Below are 19,020 nucleotides of genomic sequence, written 5' to 3'. Positions count from 1 at the left end.
CCATGGGAGTAGCCGTCGCCACCCACTGCCCGTACTGCGCCCTGCAGTGCGCAATGACGGTGTCGTCAGAGCCCCAGGGAACGACGACGGGGAACGGGCACACCGGGGGGACGCCGTCCATCACCGGACGGAACTTCCCGACCAACCGCGGGGGGCTGTGCCGGAAGGGCTGGACCGCGGCCGACCTCCTGTCCCACCCCGACCGGCTTGTGGAACCGCTGCTGCGGGATGCCGGGGGCGTCCACCGACCGATCGGTTGGGACGCCGCCCTGGCCTTGATCGCGGACCGCGTCCGATCCAGTCAGGCCCGCTACGGCAAGGACTCGGTCGGCGTTTTCGGCGGCGGTGGGCTCACCAACGAGAAGGCATACCAACTGGGCAAGTTCGCCCGTGTAGCGCTCGGCACGTCCCGGATCGACTACAACGGACGGTTTTGCATGTCATCGGCGGCAGCCGCGGGCAATCGCGCTTTCGGCGTGGACCGCGGCCTGCCTTTCCCTCTGGAGGACCTCGGGAGCGCAGGCGTGGTGCTGATGCTCGGCTCCAACACAGCGGACACCATGCCGCCTTTCGTGCAGCACCTGGCAGGTGCGCGTGCCGCCGGGGGCCTCCTCGTGGTGGACCCCCGCCGGTCGGCAACGGCACGACTCACCGAACAGGGCCAGGGCCTCCACCTGCAGCCCACGCCCGGCTCCGACCTGGCGCTCCTCCTCGGTCTTGCGCACGTCGTGGTCACCGAGAAACTCTGGGACCGGGCGTTCCTGGACTCTCGCACCGACGGGCTCGACGACGTGGTGCGGTCGGTTGCCGCCTGGTGGCCCGAACGCGTGCAGTCGGTGACCGGCGTCCCCGCTACCCTGATCCGGTCTGCGGCGCGACGGCTCGCAGCCGCCGCCCGGTCAGGGCGCGAGGGCGGGCCCGGCGCCTATGTGTTGACCGGCCGCGGGGTCGAGCAGCACGTCGACGGCACCGATACGACGACGGCCGCCATCAACCTGGCACTGCTGCTGGGCCTGCCCGGCACCGCGCACAGCGGCTACGGGACGCTGACCGGCCAGGGCAACGGCCAGGGCGGCCGGGAGCACGGGCAGAAGGCTGATCAGCTGCCCGGATACCGCAAGATCACGGATCCCGCAGCACGGGCGTACGTCGCGTCCGTCTGGGGGATTCCCGAGGCCGCGATCCCCGGACCGGGCCTGCCCGCCATCGAACTGCTCGCTTCCCTGGGCCGGCCCGGCGGCGTCCGGTGCCTCTTCGTGCACGGCGCCAACGTCGCGGTGTCCGCGCCGGATGCCACACGCGTGCTTGAGGGCCTGCGGCGGCTCGATTTCCTCGTGGTCTCGGACTTCTTCCTGTCCGAGACAGCCGCCGAGGCCGACCTTGTGCTGCCGGTCCTGCAGTGGTCGGAGGAGGAGGGAACCATGACGAACCTCGAGGGACGGATCCTGCGCCGGCGCGCCGCCACGATGCCGCCGCCCGGCGCGCGCAGTGAGCTGTGGATCCTGGAGCAGCTGGCGGCGCTGCTGGATGCGCCGTCGACCTTCAGTGCCGATCCCGAGACGGTCTTCACGGAACTGGCGCTGGCCAGCAGCGGCGGACCGGCCGACTACTCCGGGATCAGCTACCCACTCCTCGACGCCGACGCGGTCGCGTACTGGCCGTTCCCGGCGGGTGGCACCAGTACGCCGCGGCTCTTCCTGGACGCCTTCTTCCACGCCGGCGGCAGGGCGCGGTTGACGCCCGTTGCTCCGACGGCGCACGCCAACGCCCCGGTCGGAACCGAGGCCCCCACCAACACCACCCCCACCAACACCACCGGAATCGGCTCCGGCGCCACCCTGCGACGCACCAGCGGCAATGCCTCTGCCTCCCTGCTGCTGGCGACCGGCAGGCTGCTCGAGCACTATCAGTCAGGTACCCAGACCCGACGGGTGGCCAGCCTGGCAGCGGCGCAGCCGCACCAGCGTCTCCAAATCCACCCGGTTCCAGCACGGGGCATCGGACTCTCCGACGGATCACCGGTGACCGTCAGCAACAGCAACGGCGAAATACGGGCGCTGGCGGAGCTGACCCCCGACATCCGGCAGGACACCGTCTTTCTGGCCTTCCACTATTCCGGCACCTCGAACGCCAACCTCCTGACCCGCGGGCTCACCGACCCCATTTCGGGAATGCCGGAGTTCAAGACCACCCCCGTGACGGTGGCGGCAGCGCCTCCGATGGTGGATCCGGCGGTCGCTCGCGCCGCGGCTCCCCTTGCAGCGGAACCCAGCACACCGACGGCGGCGACCCGATGAACCAGAACCAGAACCACACCCCGCACCGCGAACGCGTCCTGGTGCTGGGCTTCGGCCCGGTGGCGGCGCGCTTGATCGAGCATCTCCAGCCACTGGTCGCCGAGGGCTCGGTGCAGCTCACCGTGACCGGAGCTGAGCCCGACGCCGCGTACAACCGGGTACTCGTGGCCGACGTCGGCGTCGGCCGTACAAGCGCCGATGCCATTCGGCTGAGTGACCCCGATGCCCTTCGCGCGGCGGGCATCGACGTCCGGCTCGGCGCTGAAGCCCGATCCATCGACCGGGCCCGCCGCGTGGTCCGCTACGCCGACGGCACCGGGATCCCGTACGACCGCCTGATCCTCGCGACCGGCTCACAGCCGGTCGTCCCCACCCTGAGAGGCCTCAATCACGATCCCCTGGTGCCGGTCCTTCCGCCCGGGGTCACTGCCCTCCGGGACCTCGCCGACGCAGGGCAACTGGCGGCCGCCGTCCGGCGCGGCGCGTCCGTCGTCGTCCTGGGTGGCGGGATCCTCGGTGTGGAGGCCGCCGTCGCACTGGTCGAGGAGGGCACGCACGCAACCCTGGTGCATCATGGCCCACACCCCCTCGGCCGCACGATCGACGACGGCGGCGGCCACGTCCTTGCGGCGGCCCTGCGGAGCGCCGGCGTCGGCCTGGCCTCCGACGCCCGGGCGGTGGGCATAGAACTCGACGCCGGGAGCTTCTCCGGACTTCGCCTGAACGACGGAACGGTGGTCCGGGGCGATGCCCTGATCCTTTCCTGCGGGGTCCGTCCCCGGATTGCCCTCGCCGAGGGTGCGGGGCTGGAGACGGCGTCGGGCATCCTCGTGGACCACACTCTGCGCGTCCGCCACGACCCCCACATCTGGGCCATCGGTGACTGTGCCGAGGTGGACTGCGGCGTACCTGCCTGCCGTGCGTGTTCCGGACCCACAGTACCGCCGGGCCTGATCGGACCGGGCTGGAGGCAGGCGGACAACCTGGGCGCGCGTTTCGTCGCCGAGCTCACAGCCACCGTTTCCGGTAACGAAGACCCCGGCCCGCTTGCCGTCCTGGAGCAGGCCGCCGTGGTGATGCTGAAGGCGCGGGGCATCGACGCCGTCACTGCGGGGGATGCATCGGCCAGCCCCTGGAGTACCGACGGAAACACCCAGGTGGCCCTCTGGGCTGATCCCGGCCATGGCCGCTACGTGAAGATGGTGACCCGCTTCGGGGTCCTGACCGGCCTGGTCTGCGTGGGAATGCCGAGGACTGCGGCGGAGCTGGTGCTGTTGTTCGAGCGCGGTAGCGAGCTTCCGGCGGACCGCTCCAGCCTGCTGCGGCTCGACGGCGCCGAGGAGGAAGGAGCCCTCCGCCGTGCCGACCCGGCGGCCACGCTCTGCCGGTGCGCCGGAGTGGCCCGCGGGACCGTCTCCTCCGCTCTCGAAGGCGGCTGCACGACCGTCGACGAGGTCTCAGCGGACACGCGGGCCGGAACCGGGTGCGGAAGCTGCCACTCGGACATCCGTGCCCTGATCGAACAGCACTTCGCCCCGGCGGCCCCGGCCGCCTGACGCCCGGCAACGGGGCTCCGGCAGGGTTGCTAGAGGTGGACGTGCAGGCGCCGGGCCGCTTCCGAGATGGAACCGGTCAGCGACGGGTACACGGTGAAGGTGTTGGCGACGTCGTCGACGTGCAGCTTCTTGGTGACCGCGAGCGCGAGCGGGAAGATGAGCTCGGACGCGCGGGGACCCACCACCACCCCGCCGATCACGGTTCCGGATCCCTTGCGGGAGATGACCTTCACGAAGCCGTCCTTGACGCCCATCATCTTCGCGCGGGCGTTGGTGTGGAGGGAGAGCTTGACGATGTCGCCCTGGTAGCGGCCCGATTCGACGTCGGCCTCGGAAACACCCACCGTCGCGATCTCGGGCGAGGTGAAGATGTTCGAGGCCACCTGCTTGAGCTTGAGTGGCGTGACCGTGTCGCCCAGCAGGTGGGCCATGGCGATGCGTCCCTGCATCGCCGCCACCGAGGCGAGGGCGAGGACGCCGGTGCAGTCACCGGCGGCATAGACATTGGGGGCGGTGGTCCGTGAGACACCATCCACCGTGATGTGGCCGGACTTGCTCACAGCGACACCCGCGTTCTCGAGACCGATTCCCTCGGTGTTCGGGATCGCGCCGACCGCGACGAGGCAGTGTGTCCCCTCGATGGTGCGCCCGTCGGCGAGGCGGACGAGCACTCCGTCGTCGGTGCGTTCGACGGCGCTGGCCCGGGCCTCCGACAGGACGGTCATCCCGCGGTCCCGGAACACGCCCTCCAGTACCTCGGCGGCGTCGGTATCCTCGCCGGGGAGCACGCGGTCTCGGCTCGAGACGAGGGTGACCTTGGAACCGAGGCCGTTGTAGGCGGAAGCGAACTCCGCGCCCGTGACTCCCGATCCCACCACGATGAGGTGCTGCGGGATCTCGGTGAGGTTGTAGAGCTGCGTCCAGTTGAAGATGCGTTCGCCGTCCGGCATCGCGTCAGGCAGTTCACGCGGATGGGAGCCCATGGCAAGCAGCAGGGCGTCGGCTTCGACGACTGTCGTCTCCCCGCCGTCGGCCGGCACCACCTCGATGCGGTGGTTGTCGAGGAGGCGGCCGGTACCGATGATCACGCGGACGCCGAGGCGCTCGAGGGTCTGCCGGATGTCCGAGGACTGCTCGAGGGCCAACTTCAGCAGGCGCTGGTTGACGCGGTGGAGGTTGGCGCTCACCGCTGTATCGTCGGCGAATTCGACGCCGAGATCGTGGGCGTCAAGAAACCGGGTCATGGTGTCGGCCGTCGCGATCAGGGTCTTCGACGGCACGACGTCGGTGAGCACGGCCGAACCGCCGAGGCCCTTCCGTTCGATGATGGTGACGTCCGCACCGAGCGAGGAGGCCACCATGGCCGCCTCGTACCCGCCGGGCCCTCCGCCCAGGATCGCCAGGCGCAAGGAGCTGAAATCTAGTTGGTTGGTCACAAGGATCGATTCTCCCTTATCCGCGGCGGCGGCTCAAAACCCGGCGGGAGGGTAAGTTGTACCGGTGACTCAAGATCCTTTCGACCTGGCCCGCAGCGCCGCTGACCATATTGCCCGCGCCACCGGCGTGGACACCCACGACATCGCCCTGGTGCTCGGGTCCGGCTGGGGTGAGGCCGCCGGACTCATCGGTGAAACGACCGCCAGCCTCGACGCCGCCGACATTCCGGGTTTCTCCGCCCCCGCCGTCGCCGGCCATGTGGGCACCATCCGGTCGGCGCTCACAGCCAACGGCAAGCATGCCCTCGTTCTCGGTGCCCGCACGCACTTCTACGAGGGCAAGGGCGTCCGGGCGGTGGTGCACGGCGTGCGCACCGCCGCGGCCGCCGGCGCGAAGACGATGATCCTGACCAACGGGTGCGGCGGGCTGAAGGAACACTGGCAGCCCGGCACTCCAGTGCTGATCAGCGACCACCTCAACCTCACGGCGACGTCACCCCTTGAGGGTGCGACCTTCGTGGATCTCACCGACCTCTACTCGGAGCGCCTGCGCCGGCTGGCCCTCGAGGTGGACCCCACCCTGGAGCAGGGCGTCTACGCGCAGTTTCCCGGCCCGCACTACGAGACGCCGGCAGAGGTGCAGTACGCGAAGCGGATCGGCGCTGACCTCGTGGGGATGTCCACGGCGCTCGAAGCCATTGCGGCGCGCTCCGTCGGCATGGAGGTCTTCGGCATCTCCCTCGTCACCAACCTCGCCGCCGGCATCAGTCCGGTACCGCTCAGCCATGCGGAGGTTCTCGAGGCCGGCCAGGCAGCAGGTCCCCGGATCTCCCGGCTGCTGGCGGACATCGTCGCAAAGCTCTAGACGAGGCTCTGACAGAGCCGCCTTCCAGCCCGTCCACCACGTCCGCACTCCGTGAGGTTCCTCCATGGTCCACCCCGAGCTTGATTCCCTGCTGGCCGCAGCCGAGGCGTGGGTAGCAGCAGACCCCGATCCTGCCACCGCCGGCGAGCTCCGCACGCTCGTAGCCCGCGCCCGGTCGGCCGGCGGGCCCGGCTCGGCGGACGAGCAGGAGCTCCGCGACCGCTTCTCCGGGCCGCTGGTCTTCGGAACCGCAGGCCTGCGCGCTGCCCTCGGCGCCGGCCCCAACCGCATGAACCGCGTGGTCGTGCGTCGTGCCGCCGCGGGTGTGGCGGCGCACGCGCTTCGTCTTGCGGACGACGCCGGTACCGCCTACGTGCCGCGCGCCGTCGTCGGCTACGACGCACGGTACAACTCGAAGATCTTCGCCGAGGAGACTGCGGCGATCTTCACGGCGGCCGGGCTGGAGACCTTCCTCCTGCCGTCGGAGCTTCCCACCCCGGTGCTCGCCTATGCGGTGCGTGCCCTGCAGTGCGAGGTCGGCATCATGGTGACGGCGAGCCACAATCCTCCGCAGGACAACGGCTACAAGGTGTACCTGGGCGGGCGGGCCGTCGAGGAGGACGCACGCGGCGTGCAGATCGTGGCCCCGCACGACGCCGACATCGCCGCCGCCATCGCCGCCGCCGGCGGGAGCGACGCTGTCGAACTGGCACCGGATGGCTGGACGGTGCTTCCCGGGTCCCTTGAGGAGGATTACGTCGCCGCTGTCGCGGCCCTGGCCGATCCCGCGTTTCCTGCCCGGGACCTGCGGATCATCCTGACCCCACTGCACGGTGTGGGCGGACGCACTGCGCGGGCAGTGCTTGCGGCTGCCGGCTTCGAGAACGTGACCATGGTGGCACAGCAGGCCGAGCCCGACCCCGACTTCCCCACCGTCGCGTTCCCGAATCCCGAGGAGCCCGGCGCCCTCGACCTCGCCCTCAAGACGGCGGCCGCGGCCGACGCGGACCTCGTCATCGCCAACGACCCGGATGCCGACCGCGTCGCCCTGGCGGCGAAGGATCCGTCCACCGGATCCTGGAGGATGCTCCGGGGCGACGAGGTCGGCACACTCCTCGGCCTCCATCTCACGGCACGGGCGCCCGTCACGGCGGGCCAACACCAGGTCTTCGCCAACTCGATCGTGTCATCACGGCTCCTGGGCAGGATCGCCACGGCAGCCGGCATCGAGCACGTCCAGACCCTGACCGGGTTCAAATGGATCGCCCGCGTGCGGAACCTGGGCTACGGGTACGAGGAGGCGCTCGGGTACTGCGTGGCGCCCGGCGTCGTCCGTGACAAGGACGGCTTGTCCGCCGCCCTGCTCCTCGCGGAACTCGCCGCGGCAACGAAGGCCGCGGGCCGGACCCTCTTCGACCTGCTCGACGACATCTCCCTGGCCCACGGCCTCCACGCAGCCGATCAGGTGTCGGTGCGCGTGGAAAGCCTCCGGGTGCTCGGCGTCCTCATGGAACGTCTTCGGCACAACCCGCCGCAGTCCTTCGCCGGTTCGCCTGTGGACACGCTGCAGGACCTGGCGCAGGGCTCGGCCACACTGCCGCCCACCGACGGCCTGCTGTACCTGACGCGGGATTCCACCCGGGTCATCATCCGGCCCAGCGGCACCGAACCGAAGCTCAAGTGCTATCTCGAAGTGGTTGAGCCGGTCGGTTCGGCCGCCGGACTCGTCGACGCCAAGGCTGCGGCCCGGGCACGCCTCGATGCGGTGAAGCTCGACGTCGGGGCTGCGCTGGGTCTCTAGAGCCTTCCGTGTCCCGGCGGGCGCTCGATCCCGTGGAAAGATGGATCCATGCCTAATGAGATTTCCCTTGCGTCCTACATCGACCACACCCTCCTCAAACCTGAAGCGAGCCGTGAGCAGATCCTCACCGTGTGTGCGGAGGCCGTTGAGTACGGGTTCAAATCAGTCTGCGTGAACCCGCTCTGGGTGGGGACGGTCCACTCCGCCGTCAAAGGCAGCGGCGTGCTGACCTGCTCGGTGATCGGGTTCCCGCTGGGAGCCACTCCCACCGAGGTGAAGGTGGTGGAGGCCCGGGGAGCGGTGGCCGACGGCGCCGACGAGATCGACATGGTCATCAACATCGCAGCAGCGCGGGCGCAGGACGCCGAAGCGCTCACCTCGGACATCCGCGCGGTCGCCGAGGCCGTTCACGAAGGTGGGGCGATCCTCAAGGTCATCATCGAGACCTCGCTGCTCACCGACGAGCAGAAAGTACTCGCCTGCCGCGCCGCAGTGGGGGCCGGAGCGGACTTCGTGAAGACGTCCACCGGCTTCAACGGTGGAGGCGCAACCGTCGCCGACATCGCGTTGATGCGGGAAACCGTGGGTCCGCGCCTCGGAGTGAAGGCATCGGGCGGCGTCCGGTCGCTCGAGGATGCACGGGTTCTGATCGACGCCGGAGCAACCCGGATCGGCGCGAGCTCGGGAGTCGCTATCGTTAAGGGTGAACAGGGCGCCGCAGGCTACTGACGGAACAGCAGTCTTTCCAATTCTTAGGAGTTTTGACCATGTCGCACGAAGTGAATAACCAGAGCCCCACCGACGCGGGACGTGGACACCTGCTCAGCAACATCCTGGTGTTCTCCCTGCTGTTCGGAATGTTCCTGCTCAGCATGTACGTCCTCTCCTGGTCCGACGGCACGAACGTCTGGCCGTTCGGAGTGTGCCTCGTTCTGGCTTTCCTGGCGTTCTTCATCCCTCAGGGCATCCTGGGCCGCGCCGACACCGGATTCAACCTCGCCGAAGGCAACCGCACCGACAAGAAGGAAACTTCCGCGAAGGTCGATTCCTAGCTCCTGCTGTCACGGGCACTGCTGACACCGGCACTGCTGTTACGGGCTCCGCGCAAGCGCGCGGAGCCCGTAACTTCTCAAGGAGTGAAGATGGACTCCAGGACGTTCTGCGTCCACTGCAGGATTTCGGCGTCCACGAGGTCCCGGCCGCCGATCCGGGCGGTTTTCGGCTTCGGCACGAGCACGGCGTTGAGCGCGGGCTTGACCGTCGCCCCCGGGTACATCCGGGCCAGGCGCATCTGCTTCGACTCGGGCAGGTCCGCCGGCGCGAACTTGATGAAGTTCCCCTGCAGCGCCACGTCGGTGAGTCCCACCGCACGCGCGGCCACGCGGAAACGCGCGACGGCGATGAGGTTCGCGACGGCGGCGGGCGGCTCGCCGTACCGGTCCTCCAGTTCGGCGACGACGCCGTCGATTGCCTCGTGCGTGAGCGCTGACGCGAGCTTGCGGTATGCCTCGAGGCGCAGCCGCTCACCCGGCACATAGTCGTGCGGCAGGTGCGCGTTGACCGGCAGCTCGATCTTCATCTCGGCGGCCTTCTCCTCGGCCTCTCCCCGGAAGCTCGCCACGGCCTCGCCCACCAGCCGGATGTAGAGGTCGAAGCCGACGCCCTGGATATGGCCTGACTGCTCCCCTCCCAGCATGTTGCCCGCACCGCGGATCTCGAGGTCCTTCAATGCCAGCTGCATGCCCGCACCGAGTTCGTTGTGCGAGGCGACGGCCTTGAGCCGCTCGAGCGCGATCTCGCCGAGCGGCTTCTCCGACGGGTAGAGGAAGTACGCGTAGGCCCGTTCGCGCCCCCGGCCCACGCGCCCGCGCAACTGGTGCAGCTGGGAAAGTCCGTAGGAATCGGCACGGTCCACGATAAGCGTGTTGGCGTTCGAGATGTCCAGGCCGGTCTCGATGATGGTGGTGCACACCAGCACGTCGAAGCGTTTTTCCCAGAAGTCGACGATGATCTGCTCGAGTCGTGACTCGCTCATCTGGCCATGGGCAACGGCTACGCGCGCCTCGGGCACCAGCTCCTTGAGGTGGGCAGCAGTGCGGTCGATGGAGGAGACCCGGTTGTGGACGAAGAAGACCTGCCCCTCCCGCATGAGTTCACGCCGGATCGCCGCTGACGCCTGCTTGTCCGTGTACGGGCCCACGTAGGTGAGGACCGGGTGCCTTTCTTCGGGCGGCGTCGCGAGGGTTGACGTTTCGCGGATACCGGTCAGCGACATCTCGAGCGTCCGGGGAATGGGAGTGGCACTCATCGCCAGCACATCCACGTTCGTCCGCATCTTCTTCAGCGCTTCCTTGTGCTCCACGCCGAACCGCTGTTCCTCGTCCACGATCACGAGCCCCAGGTCCTTGAACTTCATCTCCTTCGACAGCAGCCGGTGGGTGCCGATCACGACGTCGACCGCGCCCGACCCCAGTCCCTCCGCCGTCTCGCGTGATTCCTTGGTGCTCTGGAAGCGGGACATCGGCCGAACCCGCACGGGGAAGCCGGAGAAGCGCTCGGAGAACGTCTCGAAGTGCTGCTGGACGAGCAGCGTGGTGGGCACCAGGACCGCAACCTGTTTGCCGTCCTGCACAGCCTTGAACGCCGCGCGGACCGCGATCTCGGTCTTGCCGTACCCGACGTCGCCGGACACCAGGCGGTCCATGGGCACCTCCCGCTCCATGTCGGCCTTGACCTCGTTGATCGTGGTCAGCTGATCGGGGGTTTCGACGTAGGGGAAAGCTTCCTCGAGTTCACGCTGCCACGGCGTGTCCGGAGCGAAGGCATGCCCCCGCGAGGCCATCCGCGCCGAGTACAGCCGGATCAGCTCACCGGCAATCTCCTTGACGGCCTTGCGTGCCTGGTTCTTGGTCTTGCTCCAGTCGGAGCCGCCCATCTTGCTCAGCGCCGGCGCATCGCCGCCGACGTACCGCGTGACCTGGTCCAGCTGGTCGGTGGGCACGAACAGGCGGTCGCCCGGAGCCCCCCGCTTCGACGGCGCGTACTCGAGGACAAGGTATTCGCGGGTGGTCCTGGTGGGGCCTGCGCCGGTGGAACGCTGCATCAGCTCGACGAACCTCGCCACGCCGTGCTGCTCATGCACCACGAAGTCGCCTTCCTTGAGCTGCAACGGGTCGACGGCGTTGCGACGCCGCGAGGGCATCTTCCGCATGTCCCGCGTGCCGGCGGCACTGGTGCGGCCCAGAAGGTCCGCCTCGGTCAGCAGCCCGATCTTGAGTCCGTCCACCACGAATCCGCGCCCGGCGCACGCCGTCGTGATTTCGATGATCCCCGGCTGCGGCGTCGCCTCGAGCGACTCGACGCGGCTGGTCGGGATGTCGTTGTCGTGGAACAGTTCCGCGAGGCGCTGCGCGGGCCCCGGACCTTCGGTTGCCACCACCACGCGCCACTGGTCGCGGACCCGTCCGCCGATGAATGCCATCATCTCGGCGACGTCGCCCTGATACCCGCGCGGTTCACGCGCATGCAGTGTGAAGGTGTCGACGTCGGCGAGCTCCTCGTCCGTGCCGAAGGACGTGACGGCCCACCAGGCGACATCGTTGGCCAGCGCCGTGGTGCGCGTCTCCGTCAGGGACCGGAAGCTGGCGGCCTGCAGGTCCGTACCCAGTTCGCCGGCGAGGTCGAGCGGAGCGGCACCTCCCTCGGATGCCGTGGACCAGGCCGCCGCAAGGAACTCCTCGTTGGTGGCCGTGAGGTCATGGGCACGCGCGCGCACCTTTTCGGGTTCGATCACGACGACGATGGATCCCGCGGGCAGCTCTGCCACGAACGGCACCATCGAGTCGACCAGGACCGGCGCGAGGGACTCCATGCCCTCGACGGCAATTCCACCCGCGATTTTTTCGAGCATGGCGGCTGCGGCGGGAAGCTGCGGCCCGAGTTTCGCCGCCCGTGACATGACCGACGGCGTGATCAGGATCTCGCGGCACGGTGGCGCGTACAACGCTGTCGGGGGTTCCCCGGTGGTGAGCGAGCGCTGGTCGGCGACGGCGAACCACCGCATCTGGTCCACCTCGTCGCCGAAGAAATCGATTCGGAGCGGATGGTCCTCGGTGGGCGGGAAGACGTCGATGATGCCGCCACGCACGGCGAACTCGCCGCGATGCGTCACCATGTCCACTCGTGCGTAGGCGGCGTCGGCGAGCGCCCTGACCACGTCGGTGAACTCGACGCTGTCCCCCACCTTCAGCGAGACCGGCTCGAGTTCGCCGAGGCCCGCGACGAGCGGCTGGACGACAGCACGGATGGGCGCGATGATGACGCGAATGGGCGAGGCGCCTGGATGGGCAAGACGGCGGAGCACCGAAAGGCGGCGGCCCACGGTGTCGGACCTCGGCGAGAGACGCTCGTGAGGAAGGGTTTCCCAGCTGGGGAACTCCTCGATGTCCGATTCCGGCAGGTAGCTGCGCAGCGCGCCGACAAGGTCCTCCGTCTCGCGGCCGGTTGCGGTGACGGCAACCACGACGGGAGGCGCACCGGCCGGGTCGGCTGGGCCGGCGGCGTCACGCAGCCCGTCCACCATCTCCGCAAGGAGCGGTGCCCGCAACCCTGCCGGCGCTCCGATCTGCAGGTCCGTGCTTCGTTGGTCGACGGACCGCGAGGCGTTCGAGCGGACGCGCGCAAAGGAGGCGTCCTCGGTCAGCGCTGCGCGCAATCCGTTCAGGCTCATGTCTCCGGCTCCTCGTTTCAGGGCGTGGTGGCGACACCACGAAAGCCCGGAATTCAGCGAATTCCGGGGAGGCTTCAAGCCTACCGCGCGCCCCTGTCGGTTTGGCCGGGTGTGCGGTGCCCGGCGCATCCGGCACCGGATCGCATCCGTGGCGCGGAACCGAATTCGCATGGTGGAGTGGGGAACAGGACCGTGGCGCGGGCAGCAGGACCATTGCGCGACAGCAGGACCATTGCGCGACAGCGGGACCGTGGCACGACAGCGGGCCCGCCGAATGGTGTTTTGACGACGCCGCGCCCCGGACCCTGCCCTGTTGCCGGACCGGGAGGTGTCCTGGGTCATACTGGGATCGTCATGTCCTTTCCGAAGTTCTTCCGAAAATCCTCCAAACGTGCGGCTGGGGCTGTGCGGAAAGTAGGACCCATCTTGTCTTTGCCGCCGATGCCGTCGATGCCGCTGCCACCGATTACCGTGAGCCGCAGGGCCGCGCCCCTGGCCGTGGTGCTCACGCTTCTCCTGGCCGGCTGCACGACCGCCGATGATTCATCGCCGGGTTCGTCGTCCAACTCGTCCGATTCGTCCACTTTGTCCTCTGAGTCCGAAACTGCTCCGGAAACGGTTGTCCTGAACCCGCATCCGGAGTCCCCCACGGTCCTTGGTGCCGGCGGAGAGAGTTCCTCGATCGCCGCGAGCAGGGCATTCTTCGCATCGAGCCCGGTGGCTGTGGTCCTCGCTGCTCCCGGGAATACCGGATCTCCGGGCTGGCCGCCACCTGCGATCGGCCCCGCCACGACGGCGGCTGCCGGACTCGGCGTTCCGTTGCTGGTGGTTGGATCCACCGGGAACGAGGCAGAGGTAGCGACGGAACTCGAGCGGCTCGGCACAACCTCCGTCGTGCTCTTCGGATCACCGACGGCAGGTTGGGAGCCGATCGTGGGCGGGCTGGAACAGATTCCGGGTCCTGATGATGCCGAGGGCTTCCGCGAGGACCTCCAGCTGACGGTTGAGCCGTCCGGGATCGAGACGAGCGCGCTGATCGATTCGATCGCTGCGACGCAACCAGGAGAAAGCTTCCTGCTGCCGGTGCTGCCGTCACCGGCTCCGCCCTCACCCGCCGAACCGGCCGAACCGGCCGCCTCAACGGAACCCGCAGCGGCCGCAGCCGCAACGAACCCCTCAGCGGCGGCATCCGCCTCCGCAGAAGCATCAACTTCCGGACCTGGCACTTCTTCCGGAACCGACCCGGCCGGGCTGCCGGCCTTCCGAAGGGCTGAGGTAGCAGCAGATGCCGTCGTCCTGGCCACTCCTGACCCCGCATCCGCCGCAGCCGTCGCCACCGCGCGCGCCGCCGGAGCCCTGGTCAGGGTTGTCGCGGAACCTGACCCGCGGGCCGACGCCGAGACCATTGCCTTCCTGCGCGAGCACCGGGACAGCGCACTCTTCGGCGTGGGAGGCGCCTTCGGTGAGCAGGACACCTTCGCCGAGCACTCCGCCGTCGCCCTCGACGCACCGGAACTGCCGGGCGGCGGGCAAACGGTCTTTCCCGGCCGGAGGATGATCGCCCTGTACGGCCACCCGAGCGGGGGAAGCCTCGGCGTTCTCGGTGAGCAGGGAATCGACGCTTCCATCCAGCGCGCCCAGGACACCGCGGCCCTCTACGCCCCCTACAGCACGGAACCTGTGATTCCCGCCTTCGAGATCATCACCACCGTCGCGAGTGCCGAGGCCGGAGCCGATGGGGACTACTCCACCGAGTCCTGGATCGAGGATCTCGAGCCCTGGGTCGACGCCGCCGGAAAGGCCGGCGTCTATGTCGTCCTGGACCTGCAGTCGGGCGGAAGCAGCTTCCTCGACCAGGCGAAGCTGTACGAGGACCTGCTGAAACGTCCGCATGTGGGGCTCGCCCTTGACGCCGAGTGGCGGCTGGCGCCGGGCCAGCGGCCACTCGAGCAGATCGGCACCGTAACTGCGGCGGAGATCAATGAGACCTCACAGTGGCTGGCGGATCTCACCCGGACCAATACGCTGCCGCAGAAGCTGCTGATCCTGCACCAGTTCAACCTCGGCATGATCAGCAACCGGGATGCCATCGACGTCAGCCACAGCGAACTGGCAATCAGCCTCCACGCCGACGGACACGGAACACCGGGAGAGAAGCTGGACACGTGGAACGTCCTCCGCAAGGGCCTGCAACCGCAGATCTGGATGGGCTGGAAGAACTTCTACGACGAGGACTCCCCTACTTTCACCCCGGAACAGACGTTCACGAACGTCGAGCCGACCCCGTGGTTCGTGTCCTACCAATAGCCCCTCCCGGATCAGGGGCCACCGCGCCCCGGACCACGACGAGGGACAGCAAGGCCGTAGGATTGCTGGAAGAAACCGCCCGCACCACTTCCCCGGAGGAACCATGGCCCTGAGCGCCTCGACCACCCTGCCCTACAACGTCGCCGCCGTGATCGACGTGTTCACCGATAAAGGCTTCCTCCAGCACATGAGCCAGAAAGTGGGCGGTTCCCTGGAGTCGTCGGCACTCGACGGGGACACCGCCGGCGCATTCACGCTCGTTGCAGTGCGGACCATGCCTACCGACCGACTTCCGGACATGGCACGCAAATTCGTCGGTGAGACCTTGACCGTCACCCAGACCGAGCACTGGGCAGCACCCGAGGCCGATGGTTCCCGCGAGGCGCAGGTCGAGATGACGGTCGCCGGAGTGCCCCTCAACGTGGCCGCCGTGCAGAGGCTCATCGCCGAGGGCGCATCCACGCGGGTGGATCTCCAGGGGTCGGTCACCTCATCCATCCCCTTCCTGGGCGGCAAGATTGCCGGCGCAGCCGAGCCGATGATCGGCAAGGCCCTCAACGTGCAGGCTGTGGAGGCGCAGCGCTGGCTCGAAAGCCGCTGACGACGCCCACCCACCGAATCCACCCCTGCCGGGAGAGCCCACCGTGTTCCTGCCTACCCCCCTCGCCCTCGTCCTGATCCTTGCCGGAGTCTGGACGCTGATCGTGTGGCCACCGTTCCTCCGTCGTATCCTCAAGGACCCACGTGCCCGCGATGACAAGGGAGCACCCACCCGCTTTCTGACGGTGCACCTCATGCTCATCTCGACGTCGATGATTCTTGGCCTCGCGACGGCGATCATCGGTATCCGCGCGCTTGCAGGCTGACCAGACCGGCACGTAACGAGCAATCAGCACAGAAAGAGGAGCTACCCATGAGTGATGGACCGCCGGCTGATTCTCCCGTGCCGAACAAACCCCACGGAGCGAAGGCTGTCGTTCTCCAGCGCGGCAGCTATCCGGAGTACCTCCGCATCAACGAGATCCTCCGCAAGGAGACCGTCGGCGGGATCCTGCTCCTGATCGCGGCGGTACTGGCCCTGATCTGGGCCAACTCGCCGTTCTCGGACTCCTACTTCGCCATTCGGGATTTCGAGTTCGGCTACGAGCCGTGGCATCTCAGCCTGACCGTGGGCAAGTGGGCTTCTGACGGCCTGCTCGCCATCTTCTTCTTCCTCATCGGCCTTGAACTCAAGCGCGAATTCGTCGCGGGCGATCTCCGCAAGGTCAGCCGCGCCATCGTCCCCGTCGCGGCAGCGGCCGGTGGAGTGCTCGTTCCGGCCCTGATCTACACTGCGGTCAACCTCTCCTCCCCCGAGACGCTCCGCGGCTGGGCGATCCCCACCGCGACGGACATCGCGTTCGCCCTGGCGGTCCTGGCAGTGATCAGTTCCCACCTGCCGGGCGCCCTGCGGATCTTCCTGTTGACCCTCGCGGTGGTGGACGACCTCATCGCCATCGCCATCATCGCCTTCTTCTATTCGGAGGATGTGCAACTGAACTTCCTCCTGTGGATGCTGCTCCCGCTGGGCCTTTTCGGTCTGCTGGCGCAGAAGAAAGCCAAGTTCTTCGGCTCGAGCACCGGCCCGGCCTGGCTCATCCTCCTCCCGCTGGGAATCGCCACGTGGGCACTCATGCATGCCTCGGGCGTCCACGCCACCGTCGCGGGCGTGCTCCTCGGTTTCCTCGTTCCGGTGCTGCGGAAGAAACACGGCAAAGTTGCACTGCCCCGGCCCAACAAACCCGGCCTCGCCGAGATTTTCGAGCACCGCTTCCGGCCCCTGTCCACGGGCATCGCCGTGCCGCTGTTCGCCTTCTTCTCGGCCGGCGTCACGGTCGGCGGGGTGGACGGCTTCGTGTCGGCGCTCGGAGACCCGGTACTGGTCGGCATCGTGCTCGGGCTCGTCCTCGGTAAGCCCGTCGGCATTCTCCTCACCACCTGGACCGTCACCAAGACCACAAGGGCAAGTCTTGACCCGGGTCTCAGTTGGTGGGACATCCTGGGGGTGGGCATCCTGGCCGGAGTGGGCTTCACTGTCTCCTTGCTGGTCAATGATCTCAGCTTCGGCGCCGGCACCGAGCATCAGGACAACGCGAAGGTTGCCATCCTCACTGCATCGGTGACGTCGGCACTGCTGGCCACCGTCATCCTGCGGATCCGTAACAAGTACTACGCGCGGATCAACGACGCCGACACCATCGACACCGATTCGGACGGCGTGCCCGACGCTTTCGAAGACCGGGACCGCTGAGAGGGTTCATGGCCGATCCTGCGCACCTCCCCAAGAATTCGGCCAGACCCAGGCGCCATGAAGGCCGTCGCCGCAAGATAGTGCTCAGCGAATCCGCCCTTACCGTCACGCTTTTCCTCACGGTGGTCCTGGGGCTCATCCAGAATCCGCGGCTCCTTGAGAGCGGGTCCATGCTCACCGGATTGCTTCTGCACCTCGTGGTGCTGGCGGCGTGCGTGGCGATACCCTGGTCCGGCGTTCCGATCCGCACGGCCCTGATCATTCCCCTGATGGACTTCGTTGCGCTCGGTTTCATCCGATCCGGGGCAGGCGAGAGCCTGAGCGGTGTCGGCCTGCTCGCGGCTTTCCCCGTGGTCTGGCTTGCAGCCTCACGCGTGTCCACCGCCGTCGCCGTCGGAGCTTCGTTCGTCGGTTCCGTGTCGCTCGTCTGGGTCCCGCTGCTCCTCTCCGGCGATGAACTGGTGCTCCGGGATTTCCTCCAGCCGCTCCTCCTACCGGTCATGCTCACCGGTCTGGCGGTATTCGTTTCCGCCCTGACCAGGGATCGCCGGAACCAGCAGGAGGCCCTGCGCGCCTCGCGGGCGGCGCTGCGCGCAAGCAGCGAGGCGGCCCGCAAGCGGGAGCGGCTCCTCGGCACAGTCCTCGACACCGTCGACGTCGGAGTGCTCGCGGTGGACGCGAACGGCCACGATATCCTGATGAACGCCCGGCAGCGGGCCGTGCATGCGGCGGCCGCGCCACCCGGCAATGACGACCCGAATGAGTCGCAACTCCTTGTGTACGGGCAGGATCGGGAAAGCCTTCTTCCCCCGGAGGAGCGCCCTGTGAGGAGGGCCGTGCTGGGCGAGGACCTCACCGCCGAGCAGATCTGGCTCGGTGAAGGCCGGAACCAGCGGTCGATGTCCATCTCGTCACGGTCCATGATCGACGAGGACGGTGCGTTCGCCGGCACGGTGATTTCTTTCATGGACGTCACCGACCTTGCACTGGCCCTTCAGGCGAAGGACGACTTTCTCTCGAACGTCTCCCACGAGTTCCGCACCCCACTCACCTCGATCCTGGGTTACCTCGAGCTGACGATGGAAAGCGGGGAAAGCCTTCCCGCCGGCGTGCAGGGTTACCTGGAAGTGGCCCGGCGTAACGCACTGCGGCTCGAGCAACTCGTCGAGGACCTGTTGGCAATCAATGCCGGGACCTTCGAGGTGCGGCGGGAACAGTGCGATGTAGGCCGCATCCTCTCCGAGGCCGCGAGTTCGGCGCGGGTGAAGGCCGCACGGGCGGGCGTGGAGGTCGTGAACTCCGCGCCGCCGGGCCTTCTTGCGGTGGCAGACCCTGGTCGGCTCGCGCAGGCAGTGGACAACCTGATCTCGAATGCAGTGAAGTACAACCGCCGCGGTGGAACCATCACGCTTCGGGCGGTGGCCGACGACGATGGCCTGCGCGTCGAGGTGATCGACACCGGAATAGGGATCGACGCTGCTGATCTCAGCCAGGTCTTCGACCGGTTCTTCCGGTCCCCCTCCGTCCGCACCTCAACGGTTCCCGGGGTCGGACTGGGGCTCCTGATCACGAAGACCATCGTGATCGAGCACGGAGGCACCATCTCAGTGACCAGCGAACCCGGTGTCGGCAGCACCTTCACCATACGGCTGCCGCAGGACGGCGCTATCGCCGGGGAATGCAGGAAGAGCAGCGAGACCGCAAACGCCTAGGAGCTTTCCGTGAATCCGCCGGCCGAT

Annotated in this window: 13 protein-coding genes; 11 read left to right on the top strand and 2 right to left on the bottom strand. The window is 68.1% G+C overall.

Features of this window, described 5'->3' with window-relative positions:
* Positions 1–2: 2 nt before the first annotated feature.
* Both IWX75_RS08725 and IWX75_RS08720 read left to right on the top strand, forming a co-directional pair.
* Positions 3–2,297, top strand: coding sequence for a molybdopterin oxidoreductase family protein (locus tag IWX75_RS08725; RefSeq protein WP_196821881.1), 2,295 nt, complete (start codon positions 3–5; stop codon positions 2,295–2,297).
* Entirely contained in the window at positions 2,294–3,853 is a 1,560-nt protein-coding gene (locus IWX75_RS08720) for an FAD-dependent oxidoreductase (RefSeq protein ID WP_196821880.1), read from the top strand. The genes IWX75_RS08725 and IWX75_RS08720 overlap by 4 nt, the downstream gene beginning before the upstream one ends.
* 29 nt (positions 3,854–3,882) lie before the next feature.
* On the opposite strand, the gene IWX75_RS08715 is transcribed toward IWX75_RS08720, so the two are convergent.
* Positions 3,883–5,289, bottom strand: coding sequence for an NAD(P)H-quinone dehydrogenase (locus IWX75_RS08715; protein WP_196821879.1), 1,407 nt, complete (start codon positions 5,287–5,289; stop codon positions 3,883–3,885).
* 64 nt (positions 5,290–5,353) lie between these two features.
* On the opposite strand from IWX75_RS08715, the gene IWX75_RS08710 reads away from it, so the two are divergent.
* The 4 genes from IWX75_RS08710 (at position 5,354) to IWX75_RS08695 (ending at position 9,007) form a co-directional block, all read left to right on the top strand.
* Positions 5,354–6,154 (top strand): purine-nucleoside phosphorylase, encoded by an 801-nt coding sequence (locus IWX75_RS08710; protein ID WP_196821878.1) that lies wholly within the window; start codon positions 5,354–5,356, stop codon positions 6,152–6,154.
* Between the two features lie 64 nt (positions 6,155–6,218).
* Entirely contained in the window at positions 6,219–7,955 is a 1,737-nt protein-coding gene (locus IWX75_RS08705) for a phospho-sugar mutase (protein ID WP_196821877.1), read from the top strand.
* 48 nt (positions 7,956–8,003) lie between these two features.
* Positions 8,004–8,684 carry a deoxyribose-phosphate aldolase gene (deoC, locus tag IWX75_RS08700; RefSeq protein WP_196821876.1) on the top strand — a complete coding sequence of 227 codons (681 nt, stop codon included), beginning with the start codon at positions 8,004–8,006 and terminating at the stop codon, positions 8,682–8,684.
* A 38-nt stretch (positions 8,685–8,722) separates the two neighbouring features.
* The gene (locus tag IWX75_RS08695; RefSeq protein ID WP_196821875.1) at positions 8,723–9,007 is read left to right on the top strand and encodes a hypothetical protein; all 285 of its coding nucleotides are present in this window, start codon (positions 8,723–8,725) and stop codon (positions 9,005–9,007) included.
* A 77-nt stretch (positions 9,008–9,084) separates the two neighbouring features.
* Here the strand turns inward: IWX75_RS08695 and mfd are convergent, their stop codons facing one another.
* A complete protein-coding gene (mfd, locus tag IWX75_RS08690) occupies positions 9,085–12,684 on the bottom strand; it encodes a transcription-repair coupling factor (RefSeq protein WP_196821874.1) in 3,600 nt (1,199 codons plus the stop codon).
* A gap of 426 nt (positions 12,685–13,110) precedes the next feature.
* Between mfd and IWX75_RS08685 the strand changes: the two genes are divergently transcribed.
* From IWX75_RS08685 to IWX75_RS08665, 5 genes are all read left to right on the top strand, one after another.
* Complete coding sequence (locus IWX75_RS08685) at positions 13,111–14,991, top strand: hypothetical protein (RefSeq protein ID WP_196821873.1); 1,881 nt, start codon at positions 13,111–13,113, stop codon at positions 14,989–14,991.
* A 103-nt stretch (positions 14,992–15,094) separates the two neighbouring features.
* Positions 15,095–15,592 carry a DUF2505 domain-containing protein gene (locus IWX75_RS08680; RefSeq protein WP_196821872.1) on the top strand — a complete coding sequence of 166 codons (498 nt, stop codon included), beginning with the start codon at positions 15,095–15,097 and terminating at the stop codon, positions 15,590–15,592.
* Positions 15,593–15,635: 43 nt separating this feature from the next.
* The gene (locus tag IWX75_RS08675; protein WP_196821871.1) at positions 15,636–15,857 is read left to right on the top strand and encodes an SCO4848 family membrane protein; all 222 of its coding nucleotides are present in this window, start codon (positions 15,636–15,638) and stop codon (positions 15,855–15,857) included.
* Positions 15,858–15,904: 47 nt separating this feature from the next.
* Entirely contained in the window at positions 15,905–17,281 is a 1,377-nt protein-coding gene (gene nhaA / locus IWX75_RS08670; protein ID WP_196821870.1) for a Na+/H+ antiporter NhaA, read from the top strand.
* A gap of 8 nt (positions 17,282–17,289) precedes the next feature.
* On the top strand, positions 17,290–18,993 hold the full coding sequence (locus IWX75_RS08665; RefSeq protein ID WP_196821869.1) for a sensor histidine kinase: 1,704 nt from the start codon (positions 17,290–17,292) through the stop codon (positions 18,991–18,993).
* Positions 18,994–19,020 lie beyond the last annotated feature (27 nt).

Origin of the sequence: Arthrobacter sp. CAN_A6 (assembly GCF_015751715.1) — a bacterium.
Lineage (GTDB): Bacteria > Actinomycetota > Actinomycetes > Actinomycetales > Micrococcaceae > Arthrobacter_D.
The sequence above is the reverse complement of the archived record's forward strand: the minus strand, read 5'-3'. Positions and strand labels throughout refer to the sequence as shown.